We start from the raw sequence: 14,245 nt of genomic DNA on the forward strand, positions 1-14,245 counted from the left end.
TTCGGCTTTCAGGCTCTTACTGGCAGCAGGCTTCGCACTGCCAGCGCCGCCCTGATCCGCTGCCGGAAGGTGCCGCGGCCGGCCGCTCGCACAGTGTCCGACGCGGCCCAGGCGCGGCGTGCCACATCGGGCGTGGCGTCCCAGCCCGACCAAAGCGCCAGGTCGACGCACTGGGCCAGCTGCCGGAGTCCCTGAACGACTTCCTCCGGGCAGCCGGGACCGACTTCGGCCGCGAGGTCCCGAGCCGTCATGCCGGGCACCACGGTGACGCCGCGATCGCGCAAGCCGTCCCGGGTGTCGAGCCACGCTCCGACCACGGCCTCCGCCGGTGCGCCGCGACGGCGGCGGTGCCGCCGCTCGGCCTTGACCACGACAGGCGCCAGTGCTGCGAGAAGCAGCACCGCCAGCGGGGTGAGCGCAACCCACACCCACCACGGGGTTCCGGCCGCGGCCGGCTGCGGCGCGACGTCCGGCGTCGGCTGCGGGCGGGTGTCCGGCTGGGCCGGGAGGTTCTTGCGCGCGTCGTCGGTGGCCTGGGCCACGCTGCTTTCCTGCCGCCCGGCGTCCGCGGTGGCTGTGCCGGTGGGGTCGAGCGGCACCCAGCCGATGCCGCGGACCGCGACTTCCGGCCACGCCAGGACGTCACCGTTGTGCACCACCACCGAGCCGCCCGAGGCGGATGCCGGCTGCCGGAAGCCGACCGCTACCCGCACCGGCAGACCCGCCGCGCGGGCCAGGACGGCGTAGGCGGTAGCGAACTGCTCGCTCGTGCCGCGTTTGCTCGAACCGAGGAAGAAACTCAGCTGCGCGTAGCCGTGCCCAGTCGGGATGTCCTCCCCCGACGCCACCTTGTAGTTCTTGCGAAACCACTGTTCCAGGACGAACGCGGTCCGCAGCGACGGGCCCGATCCACCGGTGGCCTCACGAAGGAGCGGCGCGATCTCCTTCGGCAGCTGCCCGACCGGCTCCAACCCGTCCGCCGCCCCGTCCACGTCGGACGATGTCAGCTTTTGGGCCTCGACCGACGGCGGGCGCCAGAACAGGCGGTAAGCCAGGCCGTCCGTGGCCTGGGTCGGCAGCAGTGTCCCGGTGGCGGTGTCCACCAATGGGCTGGCTCCATCGACGTGGTCGGTCCGGGTGACCGTGGGCAGCCAGGCACCGGGCGCCGAGGCGAGCGTGACGGCCGCTTCAGCCGTCGGCCCGCCTGCTGGGACTCCTGGGAGGGCCGGCAGCGAACTGCCCAGCGGCCGGAACCGCGCGCTGCTCGTCCAGTTCACCCCGTCGAACCGGTTCAGCACCGACACGGTCCACCGGTCGACCGGCGTGGAGACGCGGGCGTGGAACACCTCGGCGGCAGGGGTCGCCAGCCGTGAGCCGATCTCGTCGAGCGGGTTGGCCAGCACCGAGGTGACTGACGGCGGCTGGTGGTGGGCGGGCAGCGAATAGGCGGGCCTGCTCAGCGGGGTCCACGCCGTGAACGCCAAGCAGCCGGCCGCGATCGCCGCGACGGTCACCACCGCCGGTAGTGCGTACCCGGTGAGCGAGCCGCGGAACTGCGCCGTACGCCGGTGTCCGGCGGGTCCGCCGACCCGGTCTTCCGCTGACTTCGCCGCGGCCAGGACGACGACCGCGGCCACCGTGTAGCCGCCGCCGAACAGCAGGGCGTTTCCGCCGTCGGCCACGGAGAATGCCTGCGAAAGCCCGACCAGCGCCAGACTCGGGAGCAACGCCACCAGCGGGCTGCGCTCCCGGCGAAGGCATTCGACCCCGAGCACGCCGGTCAACAGCACGAGCACGGGTACGAACAGCAGGAGCGCCGGCTCGGACCGGGCGGGCCACGTGCTCTCCAAGGTGCGGAGCCACCCGTGCAGCACTCCGTCGACCAGCGCGTGCACCGTCGCCGACGTGGGCAAGAGGCCGTCCAACGTCGGGCGCAGCACGGTGAAGCTGAGGGCCAGCAGCCCGAACAGCAAGGCCAGCGGCGGTCGCAGGACCGCCGGTGCGCGTGTGGTGGCCAGGTCGGCGGCCACAACGGCCACGCAGGCGGCGAGTACCGGGATCAGCAACGCGGGCAGCGTGAACACCGGCTGGAACAGCAACCCGCCGATGCCCGCCGCGACCGCGGCGCACGCCGCGAACCGGCTCATGCGGCCACCAGCCGGTTCCAGGCCGCCGCGGCCACGACGGCGTCACGCTCCTTGATGACGGACACCCCGGGCAGCGTCACCGGCTGGGACTGACCGAAGTCGAACAAGATCACCTCGCGCGCCCTCTTGCCCAATGCGCCGACCAGAGCGGTCTCGAACGCGCCGCCGAGCAGGGCCAGGCTGGTGCCGCGGTCACATCGCGACACCAGGACCTCGGGGCTCAGCTCGGCGGCGCCCTGCTCCACGGCGCAGAGGGCGTCCTGCAGTACGCGGCTGCCCGCCACGCCACCCCGAGTGTTCAGGTCGAGGCCGGTCGTCGTGAGCAGCCGGGTCTGGGTGCCGGCGGCCGTGGCGGCGTGGGTGAGCGAAGCGGCGATCTCGACGGCGGCCTCGAACCCGTCCTCGTCGAGCGCGCCCGCGCGGTCGTCGAGCAGAACCGTGAACCGGGGCTGTACGGGGTCGACGTACTCCCGGACCATCATCCGGCCGGTCTTCGCGGTCGCGCGCCAGTGCACGTGCCGGAGCTCGTCACCGAGCACGTACTCGCGGACCGCACGCAGGTCGGCCGATCCCGCCATCGGCCGCGGCGCGATGACCCCTTCGTGGTGGTGACGCGGGTGGGCGCCGAGGCTGACTCCCACGCGGTGCCGTCGCGGGTGCACGAGCAGGGTCGACGTGCTACCGCCGCGGGCGTCCGCAGCAACCAGGCCGAGCAGGTCGGCGCGCCGCACGGTCAGGGGGCCGATGGTGAGCACGCCGCGCCGCTGGGTGGGCAGGCGGTAGACCCGCTCAGTCGATGCTCCAGGGGTGAGCGGGTGCACGGCGAGCTGCGCGTCCTCGGTGGGTGGGTCGATGGCGGTGAACCCACCGCTGCGCCGGCGCGAGCGGTTGGTCAGGGTGAGCGTGGCGACCGCGGCGTCGCCTCGCTCGACACGGTCGGGCACGAGTTCGCGGTGGACGTCGACGCTGACCCGCCGCAAGCAGCTCAGCACCGCCACGACGAGCACAGCTATCGCGGCGCCGGCGACGAGCCGCAGGAGCGGGAACCCCAACCCGATGCCGGCGGCGAGACAGAATGCGGCGGCGCCCAGCAGGCCGACGCCGCGGCGGGTCAGCCGGAGGCCGCGAGCAGCGGGAAAGGACGGCATCGTTCAGCCCCGGACCGTCGCGGAGCCACCGGGGGCGGGTACCGCCCGCAGCACTTCGCCGAGGACGTCGGCGGGCTTGCGGCCGTTGAGCTCCGCCTCCGGGGTGAGCACGAGCCGGTGCTCGAGCACCGCAGGCGCCACGGCCTTGACATCGTCCGGAGTGGTGTACGCGCGGCCGTCGGTGGCGGCCCATGCCCGCGCGGCGCGGACCAGTGCGACGCTGCCGCGCGGGCTCGCGCCGAAACGCACCAGCTCGTGCTGCCGCGTCGCTTCCGCCAGGCTCACGGCGTACGAGCAGACGGCCGGGTGCGCCTGCCCTTGCCGTACCGACGCGATGACGCCGGCGAGCGCCTCCTGGTTCATGACCGGCCCGAGCTGCGCGGGGGTCGCGCCCGCCATGTCGCCGAGCACCACCTGCACCTCGGCGTCGTCGGCCGGGTAGCCGACGTTGAGGCGCACGAGGAACCGGTCGAGCTGCGCCTCCGGCAGCCGGTACGTGCCTTCGAGCTCGATCGGGTTCTGGGTCGCCAGCACGAGGAACGGCCGCGGCATCACGTAGCGCTGCCCGTCGACGGTCACCGCTGACTCGGCCATCACCTCCAGCAGCGCCGACTGCGTTTTCGGCGTGCCACGGTTGATTTCGTCGGCGAGCACGATGTTCGCGAAGATCGCGCCGGGATGGAACTCGAGCCGCTCACTGCTCTGGTGGTAGATCGACGCGCCGGTGATGTCGCCGGGCAGCAGGTCCGGCGTGAACTGGATCCGGTTCAGCGTGCCTTCGACGCTGGCCGCGAGGCACCTGGCCAACGTGGTCTTGCCGAGGCCGGGCACGTCCTCCAGCAGTACGTGCCCCTCGGCGAACATGGCGACGATCGCCATCCGGACCACGTCGGGCTTGCCCTGCACGACGCGCTGCACGTTGGCCGAGATCAGGCTGTAGGCGTCGCCCGGGGTCAGCTGCGGGTTCATTCGTTCTCCTCGTTCACTAAAACCGGGGTCACCAGGTGAGGTGGTTGGATTCGACGCCACCGACGACGGCCCAGACCTGCTTGCCGCGGTAGCCGAAGAAGCAGACGGAGCTGTCGAACGCGCCGGACCCGTTGGTCCGCGCCGTGTACGTGTAGTACGTACCGTCCACGGTCGACACGCATGAAACGGAATAGCCGGTGTTGGCAGCGAAGTTGCGTGCCGAGACGACCACGTAGGCACAGCTCGGGTCGGTGCACGACGAACTCGAATAGCGCCTGCCCTTCGACACTGAAACGGACGGCGGTGGGGGTGGCGGGTCGTTGGTGCGTGCCGAGCCACGAGACCCGGTCGGTCCGCGGCCGAAGCTGTTCTCACCGGTGACGTAGATGTCGTACGTCGTCGCGTAGTCCAAGCCGCCGACGGTGATCGAGTTGCCGCTCGCGCAGCCACCCGTCCACCGCTCGGCGCCGTTGAACACGACGTGGCACGTCACCGCGCCACTGCTGTAGTCGGACACGTTGACCGTCAAAGTGATCTGCCGATCACCGCTGCTCGAAGCTCCGGTCACGTCGACCATCGGGGCACGGCCGGGCGTGGCTTCGGTGGTCGCTGGAGCGCCGTCCACTGTAGATCCAGTTGTGCCGCGCTGGCGCGTCTGCGCACGCACGGTGAAGCTGTACTTGGTGCCATTCGACAGCCCGTTGAAGGCCGCAGTCGTGCTGGTGACCGTCTGCGGCGTCAAGCCGTCGGCCTCGACCAGATATCCGGCGAGGTCACCACCGTTGAGCTCGGGCGCGGTCCAGGTGAGGGTCACGGTCGAATCAGCGGCGGCAGCGCTCAGACCACCGACTGCGGCGGCGGGCGAGTACGGGGAAACCGCACCGCTCGAAGGCGAGTCGGAGCTGGACAGTCCCAGCTCGTTCCCCGCGGTCACGGTGAACGTGTACGCAGTGCCGAGCTTCAGAACGCCCGTGGCGGTGGTGAGTGAGGCCTCCGTCGAGGTACCGGCGGCCGTCGTGCTGCCGTCGGCGCCGTGCGCGGTCACCGTGTAGCCGGTGATCTGGTGGCCCTGACCATCCGCCGGGGCCCAGGTGAGCTTGACCGTGCCATCTTCGACTGCGGTCGCTGTCGGCGCGCCTGGCGCGCCGGGGACCTCGGAGCTCGGGGTGACCGGCTGCGAGTCGGCGCCGGGACCGGTACCGACGGAGTTCACGGCGATAATCGTGAAGACGTATGTCGCGCCGTTTCGCAGGCCCGGGATGTCGGCCTGCAGCTGGTTTCCCCCGACGCTCAGCGCACCGTCGGTGCCCCCGCCCGCGGTCGAGTGCCAGCTGATCCGGTACTCCGCGATGGCCGCGCCGTTCGCACTGGCTTCGCCCCACGACAGCTTCACCGTGGTGTTTCCAGGCTGCGCTTGGACCACTCCTGGCACACCCGGCGCCTTCGGCGGCGTCTTCGCCGGGTCCTTCGTCCCCTTGCCGGCCGTGGGGGCCTGGGGTTTGCCGTGCGAAGCGACTGGAGGCGGGTTCACCGGTGGTTGAGGCGTCTTCGGTGTGTCGGGCGATGGCACGTCCTGCTTGCCGATACCGACCGTGGTGACCGATCCGTCGTGGTCGACCACGACGGTGTGAGCGCCGTCTTGGGCGTCGACGTACACGCGCCCGTCCTGACCGCGCGTCATCCGGGGCTGGCCAGCACCGTCGGGAAGCGGTGTCGTCGCCTTCTGCTTGCCGGTCGGGGTGAACGTCAGCACCCGCCTGCCCGCGCGATCGAGCACCGCGACGGCGTCCGTCGACGTCACTGGCGCCGCGAAGTCGCCCTCCCCCAGGCCGACGGTGATCGGTGCCGATCCGGGCCGTCCGCCACCGAGGCCGTCAAGGCCGGCCAGGATCAGCCGGTTGTCGCCCGGATCGACCATGGGGAGCCGCTGGGCGACCGCGACGGTCGCCGTGCGCGCGTCCTTGGCAACTCGCACCCCGAGGTTCGCCGGCTGGCCGGCCCCCTGCTCGCCAAACGGGGTGAGGGTTCCCGCGGATGGGTCGACGAAGACAGCCTGATCGCCTGTCGCCACCACGTTGCCCTGCTTGCCGTCGGTGTCGACCGGGCAGAGCACGTCGCCAGCGTCACGCTTCACCCGGCACAAGGCACCGTTGTCGACCCGCTGGAACCAGATCGTGCCGTCGGCCAGCGGAGCGGGCTCGCCGACCGTTCCCCCGGCACGCATGGTGACCGGCGGAAGTTGTGCGAACCGCACCACCGTACCGGCCTGCTTGTAGACGTAGTACGGCCCGCCGGGCACTTCGAGGCTGACCGGCACATCTCCGCCAGGCGCGGCCACCGTGGCCGCGACGGCGAGATCGGACTTGCCGAACACCACGGCTTTGCCATCGCCGACAGCACTCAGCTGACGGTCTCCTTGGCCCATCGCGACGGCCCCGTTGAGCTGAACTTTCCCGGTCCGCGCGTCGACCTGCTTGGTCCCGCCGTTGACGTGGAAGGCGGCCTGCTCGGCCGCGTTGTAGACCCAGTGTCCTTCCTGCTGGAAGTTCAGGTCCGGGCGCGCGTCACTGCTCGCCGCGATCACCACGAACGTCGTCGCGGCCAGGAACACTCCCGCCCACACCGCGACCGCGGCACGCGTTCGCCTCTGCCCTGGCACTCGGCCTCCAGAATCGCTGGGAAACGGTCGCCGCGATTGATCCGTCCGGCGGCCACGATCCTCTTAAGCGCCCGAGAGAGCATTGCTGTTACACCGAAGATCGCCTCCGGCTTGCGAAAATGACCAACGCGACCGCCGACGTAACCGGTTTTTCCCGCCGATTGACACTCTCGGATAACAACACCGCGTTCGCCGTAACACCTTGAGGCCGAGGCGGCGATCTTGGATGGGTGAGCCGAAACCGTGCCAAATGGTCGATCGCGATCGCTGCCTTGGCCGCCTGCCTGGCCGCCGCCGGCGCGATCGTCGTGTTCGACACCGACGATGACGCACCCGACGCAGCACGAGGTGCCTCGGCAGAGATCACCGAGCAAGGCGTGTCGCTGTCGGTGGACGACGTCGTCATCACAGGTCCACCTGGTGTGGCGCCCGTCGGCACGGTCCTCACCGCGGACATCGGTACCCGCGCTCCGTTCGGTGCGGGCGCGTCCATGTTCACCGGGGCCGGCTCACTGCTCGAACTGAAACTCACGGACGGAGCACAGCCCGCGAAACCGTTGTCAGTCCGTTTCCCCGTTCAAGCGCGGCCACCTGCCGGCGCGGCTGGAGTGGTGCTCACCAATCCGTCGGGTAGCGATGGAACACACCTGATTCCGGCCGCGTACGACGCCGGGAAACGTACGCTCACCACGGAGATAGATCATCTCAGCAGCTTTTGGCCGGGCTTTTTCGACTTCGGCAAACTGGCCGAATCCGTCAAGCGCTTCACCGGGCAGACGACCGGAATCACGTCGGCTCGGCCTGGCTGCACGGCTTCACCCGTGACGACTGGCGACGGTACGAACGTGACGCTCGGCGGAGCGGTCGCCGGCGACCCGGTGTGGTCGTGTCTGCGGGTCGAGGACGGCCAAGCGATCGTCACGATGACGCCCAATTCGCCACTGCCGCGGCTGCTTCACGCCGCTCCCGACGCGACCCTCGAGCCGCCTGGCACTGTGGACGCCGGCAACGCGGCCGTCCTCGCCGGCTACGACACCTTGATCAAGACCAAGCCGTACGCGGAGGGGCTCCTCGTCCCAGGTGTGCCGCGGACCTACCGGTTCCCGGTCGCCCAGCTTCCCGGCGTCATCACCGGAAAGGTCGACACCGGTACCTACCTGGGCATGGCGCTGCTGTTCGGCGTCGAGGAAGCCCTCGAAGTCTTCGGTATCGACGTTGGACGAATCGGAACTGCCACCGACGCCGTGCGCTGCGTCGGTGACGCGATCGAGGCGGCATACATCACGACGCCGCCGACCGCCGACGCCGTGGCCGGTCTTACCAAAGCAGTTCTCTCCTGCGCCAGCACCGCGGCGACGGCGGCAGGACACCAGGCACCCAGGCCGGTGAAGGTGGTGATCGGCATCCTCACCTCCGGCGTCAGCCTCGTCGCGGCCGGCCTCCAAGGGATCGTCCGCATCGCGACCGGAACCGACACGTTCACCATCAACGTCGATGCCCAAGTGCCGCCTACCGACCTGCACCGCACCAAGCTGACGTCGATCCGTGTCCCGGCCTCTCTCTGCGACACCAACAGCGACTTCACCTTGCGCAACGGTTCCGCCGCCGGCATCCCATCCCGGTACGGGCCTCTCGAAGCCGGCACCAGCGGCACGGTCGTTTACGGAGACCTCGACGGCGACGGCCACGACGAGGCCGCGATCGACGTCTACTGCAACTTCAGCGGCGGCAACGGCGTTCCCGGACAAGGATTCGTCGTCATCACCGGCAAGAGCGGCAAGCCGGCCCCGGTCGGCGTCGTCACGGCGCAGAAGCAAACGCCCCAGACGTACACGTCGGCGGTCGAAACGATCACGATCTCCCGCGGCCGCATCGAAGCCACCGAAGACTGGTACCACCCCGAGGACGCCCACTGCTGCCCTAGTGGCCGCGCCCAAACCACGTGGACGTACGGCGAGGGCAAGCTCACACCGGGGAAGCCGAGAATCTAGGTGAACGCCGTCCCGCGGGTCGGCTGACGCCGGCGATCACCGGCGCATGCGCTCTACCGGCGGACCCGTGGCGACTTCGGGCAGCAGTCTGCCCAGCGAGTTGCGCCACGCGATCCGGTAGCGCCCGTCCGAGTAGCTGCGTTCCAGGATGCCGTCGATTGCGTCGGCCAGCTCCGGGTACTCCAGAGCCACGGCCAGACCGTAGGTCGTGTCGGCGAGGGCGGGGCCGACGATCTTCGCCCGGATGCCGAGGCTGGGCAGGTAGCCCAGCAGCAGCGACCGGTCGGCGCTGACCGGGGTGGTCCGGCCCTGCAGCAGTAGGATGAGGCGGTCGGTGATCGCCGAGCGCATCACCAGCTGGGCCAGATCCGCCAGGTAGGGGCGCAGGTTTTCCGCCGCGGAGCTGCCTACGGCGGCGCAGACTGTCAAATCCGGTCCCGGAACGACTGCGGGCCGTCGACGACGACGTCGGCGCCGCCCACCATGAGCGTCTGGCTGGAGATCTCTTACGGGCCGCCGAAGCGGATCTGTTGCTTGCGTGAGTCGGTGAGGGCCATGCTGTCGGCCACGATGTCGACCTCATGCCTCTTGACCGCGCTCAGCCGCTCCCCGGCAGAAAAGTCGATCCACTGAACGTAATCGAGCGGAAATCCGAGGTCGGTCGCGATGATTTCGGCGATGGCGACGTCGAAGCCAGCCTGCCGTCCGCACAGCGCTCCGCGTGACCTGGACGGCCGAACATCGTGTCGATCCGCAGGACTCGTCGCGAAGACAGGGATGCCGTGGCCGCGCGGACAGCTGGGGTATTCGTTGCGTGGGCGAGCGGGATCGGCTGTTCAGTCACCTTGCACGCCATCGTCGTGGTCAGCTCCGGGGTCACCGCGACCGGGACGGCGTCGGCCGAGGTGAACAGCGAAGCCGTCAGCACGACCGCCGCCGCGACCCGCGATTTCCGAGGCGGAGGTGGCGCGAGGGCGGCGAGCCGGCGCGGTTGCGCACAAGCGGGATACGAGGTCCTGAGTTGCGGCTACGCAGCTGCGGCAGTGGGCGAGCCTAGGCCTGCAAGTTAGCCCGCAGGTACGTGTAGACGGTGTCGACGTCGAGGACGGCCGGCCCGCCGGGAATGCCCTGCGTCAGCATGGTGATCAGCTCGCCGGTGAACGCCGTGAACGGCTCCCCGCGCGGCGCGAGCGCGGTCTTGGTCTCGGCGCTGGCGGTGAGGACGCAGGCACCGTCGACCGCGGCGTGGTCAGCGGCGTCGTCGGCCAGCGTCCCGCCGAGCACCACTCCGCTGTAGCAGCAGTCGAGCACGATCAGCTTGCGTTTCGCCCGCACGGACGGATGCCTGACCGCGCGACGGATCCAGTCGTACGACAGCCCGGTCCACGGTCGCGCGCGGTCGGTACCGGGCAGCGCGAGAAACAGCTCGTCGGATTCCAGGTCGACGAACCCGTGCACGGCGAAGTAGAACGCGAACAGGTCGGTCGCGGCTGCGGCGGTGTCGCGGACCCGATCGAGCACATCGTCCGCCGACGGAGGCGCAACGCGAGCGGCAGGTCGTCGCACAACTTCGCCAGCCGGTCGAGCAGGTCTTCCGCGATGCCGGCGGCGTAGCTGTCCAGCAGCTCGACCGACACCTTCCGGTCCAGGGCGGGACCTGGACGGTGTGTTCGGTAAAGCTCTGCACTCGGAGCCGCGACGTGATCAGGGTGGTCTCCGCGCCGCCGGCCCGGACGATCGGGGATGTGGTCGGCCTCCCTGGCGTTGTCGAGAACGAGCAGAGTTTCGTCCGACGGAGGGCGGCGGCCAGCCGTTCGTACAACGCGGCGTCTTCGCGGAGGCCAGCGACCATCCGCTCGCCCAGCGCGTCCAGCAGGATCCGGGCGGCGGTCCGCGCTCTACGGCGGCTCTCCGGGGTCATGCCGTGGAGATCGAGGTAAAGAACCGTTTCGAGGTCGTCCGCGACCTAGTGGGCCCGGTGCACTGCAACCGCCGACGTGCCCGTCCCGCCGGTCCCTAGAGCCAGACGACGGAGGCGGCCGGGACGGCGTTGAGCAGCCGGCCCCGTCCGCAGAAGCGCTGATCGGCCGCGGGAAGCACGCACATCTGCCGCGCGGCGGGAGTCAGCCGGCGGTCGCGCTCGTCGAGCTTCGTGCGGACAGTTTCCCGCTGTGCCCTCTCCGCCAAGACGACTTCGTGGGAAGTCGACCGGACCGGCGGGGTGAAGCCGGGTAGCAGGCGTCGCCCGGTCGCTTCGGCCAGGTGGTCGCGGAACCGGTCGAGCGCGAGAGTCGCGGTCCCGTCGTCGTCGCGGGTCCAGTGGCGCACGGCTTCGCCGTGGTTCTCCGCTTCGCGGATGATCAGCGCGGCCTGCAGCCTGTGCCGGCGCGCCCGCTCGTCGAAAGCGGGATCGCCGAAGTCCTCGAGCAATGCCTCGACCGCCCGCCGGGGCCGTGGCGGGACGCCCGGCCCAGCAGGTGGTCGTCGATCGCGCTCAGCAGCCCGACCGTCGGGGCCGCCTGCTCCGCCGATCCGGCCGCGTGCCGGCGATGCCGGGCGGAGAGCAGCTTCAGGAGGCGTTCGGCGACGACGGGCAGCGCGTCGTCCAGGACTGCCGTTCCGGCGAGTTCCTCGGGGTGCTTCGCCGCGCCGCCGAGCGGGACGGAGACCGCGACGTGGCCCATCCGGATCCCGCCGGACGAGGTCCGCGGCGACTTCGACGAAGGACCGTATCTCCCCGAGGCCGGTTTCGGAGACAAGCACGACCGTCACGGCGGAGGCGTGGTGCTGCCGCTCGGACTCCTGCCGCGGGGTGTCCGGAGCCAGGACGACGCGGCCGCCCACGCGGGCGCGCTGTTGCAGCGGTTCCGTCAGACGCTGGGCAGCGGGCGCGTCGGGCCGGCGGCAGACGACGAAGAAGTCCAAGCTGGCCGGCGCGGGAACCCGGGCCGGCTTGCCGGTCACCTTGTCCCGGCGGCCGTCCCAGTACGCCGCGTCGCGGGCTGCGGCGGGCAATTCGCGGCACAGCGCGGACGTCCGCGCGCGCGGGCTGTGGGTCAGACACGACTCGACGAAGATCAGCACTGTGCGCCGGCGCGGGTCGGTCTTGCCGGAGAGCAGGTTGCTGATCGTGCGCTTGCTGAGCAACGTGCCCTTGCGGTCGGCGGAGTCGACCAAGTCCTGCTAACCCGGTGATCCGACGGCCTCGTACAAGAGCCGCAACACGTCGTGGCCATTTTCCGCCCCCACCGGCGCTCCCCGCTTCGTTCAGTTCATTCAGTTCGGGACAGCTGCCGCATGGCGAACACCGCGGGGGTGACGCTGCCGTGGCCGCAACCCGCCTGGAGGAGGAACGATGCTGACGACCCTGCTCAACCTCGTGGCCGCGTGGCCGTGGCTGGAACCGATCACGGTGCTGGCTCGCGCCGGATCGGCCGTGCTCGGTCCCGGCGTGGCGGTTCACCGGACCATTCGCTGCGTTCGCCGGTGCCGTTACGAGCCGCCGCCGGTCAACGCGGGGCCGCCGTCTGCACCAGGACGTCGAGGATCGGCTGGAAGTCTGCCCAGCGGGATTCGTCGACCGACGCGTAGACCGCGTAGTCGTGCTCGTTCGCGCGCCAGTACCGGCCGAGCGCGTGGCGCTGGACGCCCGCCTTCGTCGTGAACCGGAACTCCCACACGACTTCGCCGGAGGCGAGTTCGTCGAGGCGGAGCCGCTCGTAATCCCTGCGGATGGTAGGCGTGTCACGCTCCAGCGCCGCTACCGCATCCGGCAGGGACAGCACCGGTGTCGGGCTTCCGCTGTACCGGATGATCGAGCCGGACCCGTCCGGAGCGTCGGCCTCGTCCGTCGTCGCGAACGCGCCCCGCTGCACCGACCAGCCAGCCGGGATGCTGACCGACACGCCTGCCGGGCCGGTCACCTGCTGGTAGCCGTCGGGCACCGCGCCCGGGGAGTACGACGTCGATGCCGCCGACGAAGTTTCCGTCGTGGACGCCGTCGTCGGCGTCGGCGTCTCGGTCGAGGCGTAGGCGGGCGCGTAGGTCGGGACGTAGCTCGAATAGGCGCCCGCGCCGCTTCCGGCCCCCAGGACCTGGCTGTTAGCGTCGGACCGCGGCGCGGGCCGGTAGGTCACCGCGGAGACCACGATGACCGCCGTCACCGCGACGAAGGCCGTCACCGCGGCACCGATCACAACCTTCACCCGGCCGGCGCTCTTTCCCCCGCCGGGCGCGGGCGGCGGCTCCTCGACCGCACCGGGAGGCGCGGGCGGGATCGCCGCGATCGGTTCCGTCGGCGGGCCGTCGGTCCGGAAATCCGTGGATTCCGCACGTTCCGGCGAATCGGCGGGAGCCCGCGCCGGGCCCCACAACGAACCCCGCGGGGGCGGCTCGTTCCCGGGCGCGTCGAAAACCGGAGATCCGTTCACTTCGGGCACCTTTCACGTCGGCGGCCGCGCCGGGTGAGCGTTTCCCAATCGAGACTTCCCGGGCGCGCCATCACCCGACACAATCGCATCCGGTTCGCGTTCTGTTTCGGATTCCGCGAACACCGTGATGGTGAGGAATGACGATCATGCCCGTTTCCTGCCTTTCCTGTGGTGCCCCGCTGAGCACGACAGACACCGATTGCCCCGCGTGCGGCGGCCGCCCGGTCGCGCCCGCGGGACGAGTCGCGGCCGCGACGGAACCACCGCCCCGCGTCCCCGGCCGCCTCGCGACCGGGACGGTGCTCCGGTCCGGCCCGGTGCGGCAGGAACCGGTCCTGGGCCAGAGCCTCGTGTGGGCGAGCCGGATCGGGGCGGCGCTCACCGCCGCGGCGCTGGCCGTCGCCGTGCTCGCGCACGCGTCGCTCGGTCCGCTGCTGGTGGTCTGCGGCGCCGCCGCGGTAGTGCTCGCCCTCCTCGGCGCCGGCCTGCGAACGACGCTGCCCGCGGACGCACGGGAGACCGGAAAACCCTGGTGGTCCTGGGTTCTGCCCCTGCGGGAGCGAGCGCGGTCACGCACCGTGGACGTCTCCGACCTCGTGCTGAAGGACGTGACGGGGACGGAACACGTCTGCGTCGTGACCGGGAAACTGATCCCCGGCGCACCGGCGACGGGCACGGTCGTCGAGGCCTACGGGCGGCGCGACCGGTCGGGCCGGGTGGTCGTCCGGCAGCTGGTGGACACGGGCACCGGGCGGGTCCTGCGGCCCCGGCTGCCCGCGTCCGGCCGGCTCACGAGAATCCTCGCCGTGGCCACCGCCGTGGTCTGGACGGCGGCCGCGACGGCCGTGTTCGTCCTGGCCGCCGGCTGATCCGTTGCGCCATCCGGGTGACGCTGGCGGTA

Annotated in this window: 14 protein-coding genes; 3 read left to right on the forward strand and 11 right to left on the reverse strand. The window is 70.9% G+C overall.

The genetic code is table 11. The annotated features are described in order from the left end of the window. Positions 1–8: 8 nt before the first annotated feature. From ACERZO_RS39390 to ACERZO_RS39405, 4 genes are read right to left on the reverse strand one after another with little or no spacing between them, the layout of a single operon-like run. Positions 9–2,147, reverse strand: a complete 2,139-nt coding sequence (locus ACERZO_RS39390) for a DUF3488 and transglutaminase-like domain-containing protein (RefSeq protein WP_372671102.1) — start codon at positions 2,145–2,147, stop codon at positions 9–11. Then, positions 2,144–3,295 (reverse strand): DUF58 domain-containing protein, encoded by a 1,152-nt coding sequence (locus tag ACERZO_RS39395; protein ID WP_372671103.1) that lies wholly within the window; start codon positions 3,293–3,295, stop codon positions 2,144–2,146. Before ACERZO_RS39395 ends, ACERZO_RS39390 begins: the two co-directional genes overlap by 4 nt. Positions 3,296–3,298: 3 nt before the next feature. Continuing rightward, a complete protein-coding gene (locus ACERZO_RS39400; protein WP_372671104.1) occupies positions 3,299–4,264 on the reverse strand; it encodes an AAA family ATPase in 966 nt (321 codons plus the stop codon). Positions 4,265–4,292: 28 nt separating this feature from the next. Beyond that, on the reverse strand, positions 4,293–6,923 hold the full coding sequence (locus ACERZO_RS39405; protein ID WP_372671105.1) for a fibronectin type III domain-containing protein: 2,631 nt from the start codon (positions 6,921–6,923) through the stop codon (positions 4,293–4,295). 230 nt (positions 6,924–7,153) lie between these two features. On the opposite strand from ACERZO_RS39405, the gene ACERZO_RS39410 reads away from it, so the two are divergent. Continuing rightward, positions 7,154–8,914, forward strand: coding sequence for a hypothetical protein (locus ACERZO_RS39410; RefSeq protein ID WP_372671106.1), 1,761 nt, complete (start codon positions 7,154–7,156; stop codon positions 8,912–8,914). 36 nt (positions 8,915–8,950) lie between these two features. Here ACERZO_RS39410 and ACERZO_RS39415 read toward each other — a convergent pair whose 3' ends face one another. The 6 genes from ACERZO_RS39415 to ACERZO_RS39440 all read right to left on the reverse strand — a co-directional run bounded on the left by ACERZO_RS39415 (position 8,951) and on the right by ACERZO_RS39440 (position 11,598). Further along, complete coding sequence (locus ACERZO_RS39415) at positions 8,951–9,343, reverse strand: hypothetical protein (protein ID WP_372671107.1); 393 nt, start codon at positions 9,341–9,343, stop codon at positions 8,951–8,953. A gap of 77 nt (positions 9,344–9,420) precedes the next feature. Continuing rightward, positions 9,421–9,594, reverse strand: a complete 174-nt coding sequence (locus ACERZO_RS39420; protein WP_372671229.1) for a transporter substrate-binding domain-containing protein — start codon at positions 9,592–9,594, stop codon at positions 9,421–9,423. After that, positions 9,513–9,842 carry a hypothetical protein gene (locus ACERZO_RS39425; protein ID WP_372671108.1) on the reverse strand — a complete coding sequence of 110 codons (330 nt, stop codon included), beginning with the start codon at positions 9,840–9,842 and terminating at the stop codon, positions 9,513–9,515. The genes ACERZO_RS39420 and ACERZO_RS39425 overlap by 82 nt, the downstream gene beginning before the upstream one ends. A 125-nt stretch (positions 9,843–9,967) precedes the next feature. After that, positions 9,968–10,480, reverse strand: coding sequence for a caspase, EACC1-associated type (locus tag ACERZO_RS39430; RefSeq protein ID WP_372671109.1), 513 nt, complete (start codon positions 10,478–10,480; stop codon positions 9,968–9,970). Positions 10,481–10,930: 450 nt separating this feature from the next. After that, positions 10,931–11,344 carry a hypothetical protein gene (locus ACERZO_RS39435; RefSeq protein ID WP_372671110.1) on the reverse strand — a complete coding sequence of 138 codons (414 nt, stop codon included), beginning with the start codon at positions 11,342–11,344 and terminating at the stop codon, positions 10,931–10,933. Beyond that, positions 11,275–11,598, reverse strand: a complete 324-nt coding sequence (locus ACERZO_RS39440) for a hypothetical protein (RefSeq protein WP_372671111.1) — start codon at positions 11,596–11,598, stop codon at positions 11,275–11,277. Before ACERZO_RS39440 ends, ACERZO_RS39435 begins: the two co-directional genes overlap by 70 nt. Positions 11,599–11,726: 128 nt before the next feature. Here ACERZO_RS39440 and ACERZO_RS39445 point away from each other — a divergent pair, with 128 nt between their 5' ends. Further along, positions 11,727–12,101, forward strand: coding sequence for a hypothetical protein (locus tag ACERZO_RS39445; RefSeq protein WP_372671112.1), 375 nt, complete (start codon positions 11,727–11,729; stop codon positions 12,099–12,101). 322 nt (positions 12,102–12,423) lie between these two features. Here ACERZO_RS39445 and ACERZO_RS39450 read toward each other — a convergent pair whose 3' ends face one another. Further along, positions 12,424–13,119: a hypothetical protein gene (locus tag ACERZO_RS39450; protein WP_372671113.1), complete on the reverse strand. Its 696-nt coding sequence runs from the start codon at positions 13,117–13,119 to the stop codon at positions 12,424–12,426. Between the two features lie 542 nt (positions 13,120–13,661). Between ACERZO_RS39450 and ACERZO_RS39455 the strand changes: the two genes are divergently transcribed. Continuing rightward, on the forward strand, positions 13,662–14,213 hold the full coding sequence (locus ACERZO_RS39455) for a hypothetical protein (protein ID WP_372671114.1): 552 nt from the start codon (positions 13,662–13,664) through the stop codon (positions 14,211–14,213). Positions 14,214–14,245 lie beyond the last annotated feature (32 nt).

Source organism: Amycolatopsis kentuckyensis (assembly GCF_041679295.1).
Classification (GTDB): domain Bacteria; phylum Actinomycetota; class Actinomycetes; order Mycobacteriales; family Pseudonocardiaceae; genus Amycolatopsis; species Amycolatopsis kentuckyensis_A.

Coding starts and splice junctions, on each gene's coding strand:
- ACERZO_RS39390 (WP_372671102.1), bottom strand. CDS start 2,147: ATGAGCCGGTTCGCGGCGTGCGCCGCGGTCGCGGCGGGCATCGGCGGG.
- ACERZO_RS39395 (WP_372671103.1), bottom strand. CDS start 3,295: ATGCCGTCCTTTCCCGCTGCTCGCGGCCTCCGGCTGACCCGCCGCGGC.
- ACERZO_RS39400 (WP_372671104.1), bottom strand. CDS start 4,264: ATGAACCCGCAGCTGACCCCGGGCGACGCCTACAGCCTGATCTCGGCC.
- ACERZO_RS39440 (WP_372671111.1), bottom strand. CDS start 11,598: ATGGGCCACGTCGCGGTCTCCGTCCCGCTCGGCGGCGCGGCGAAGCAC.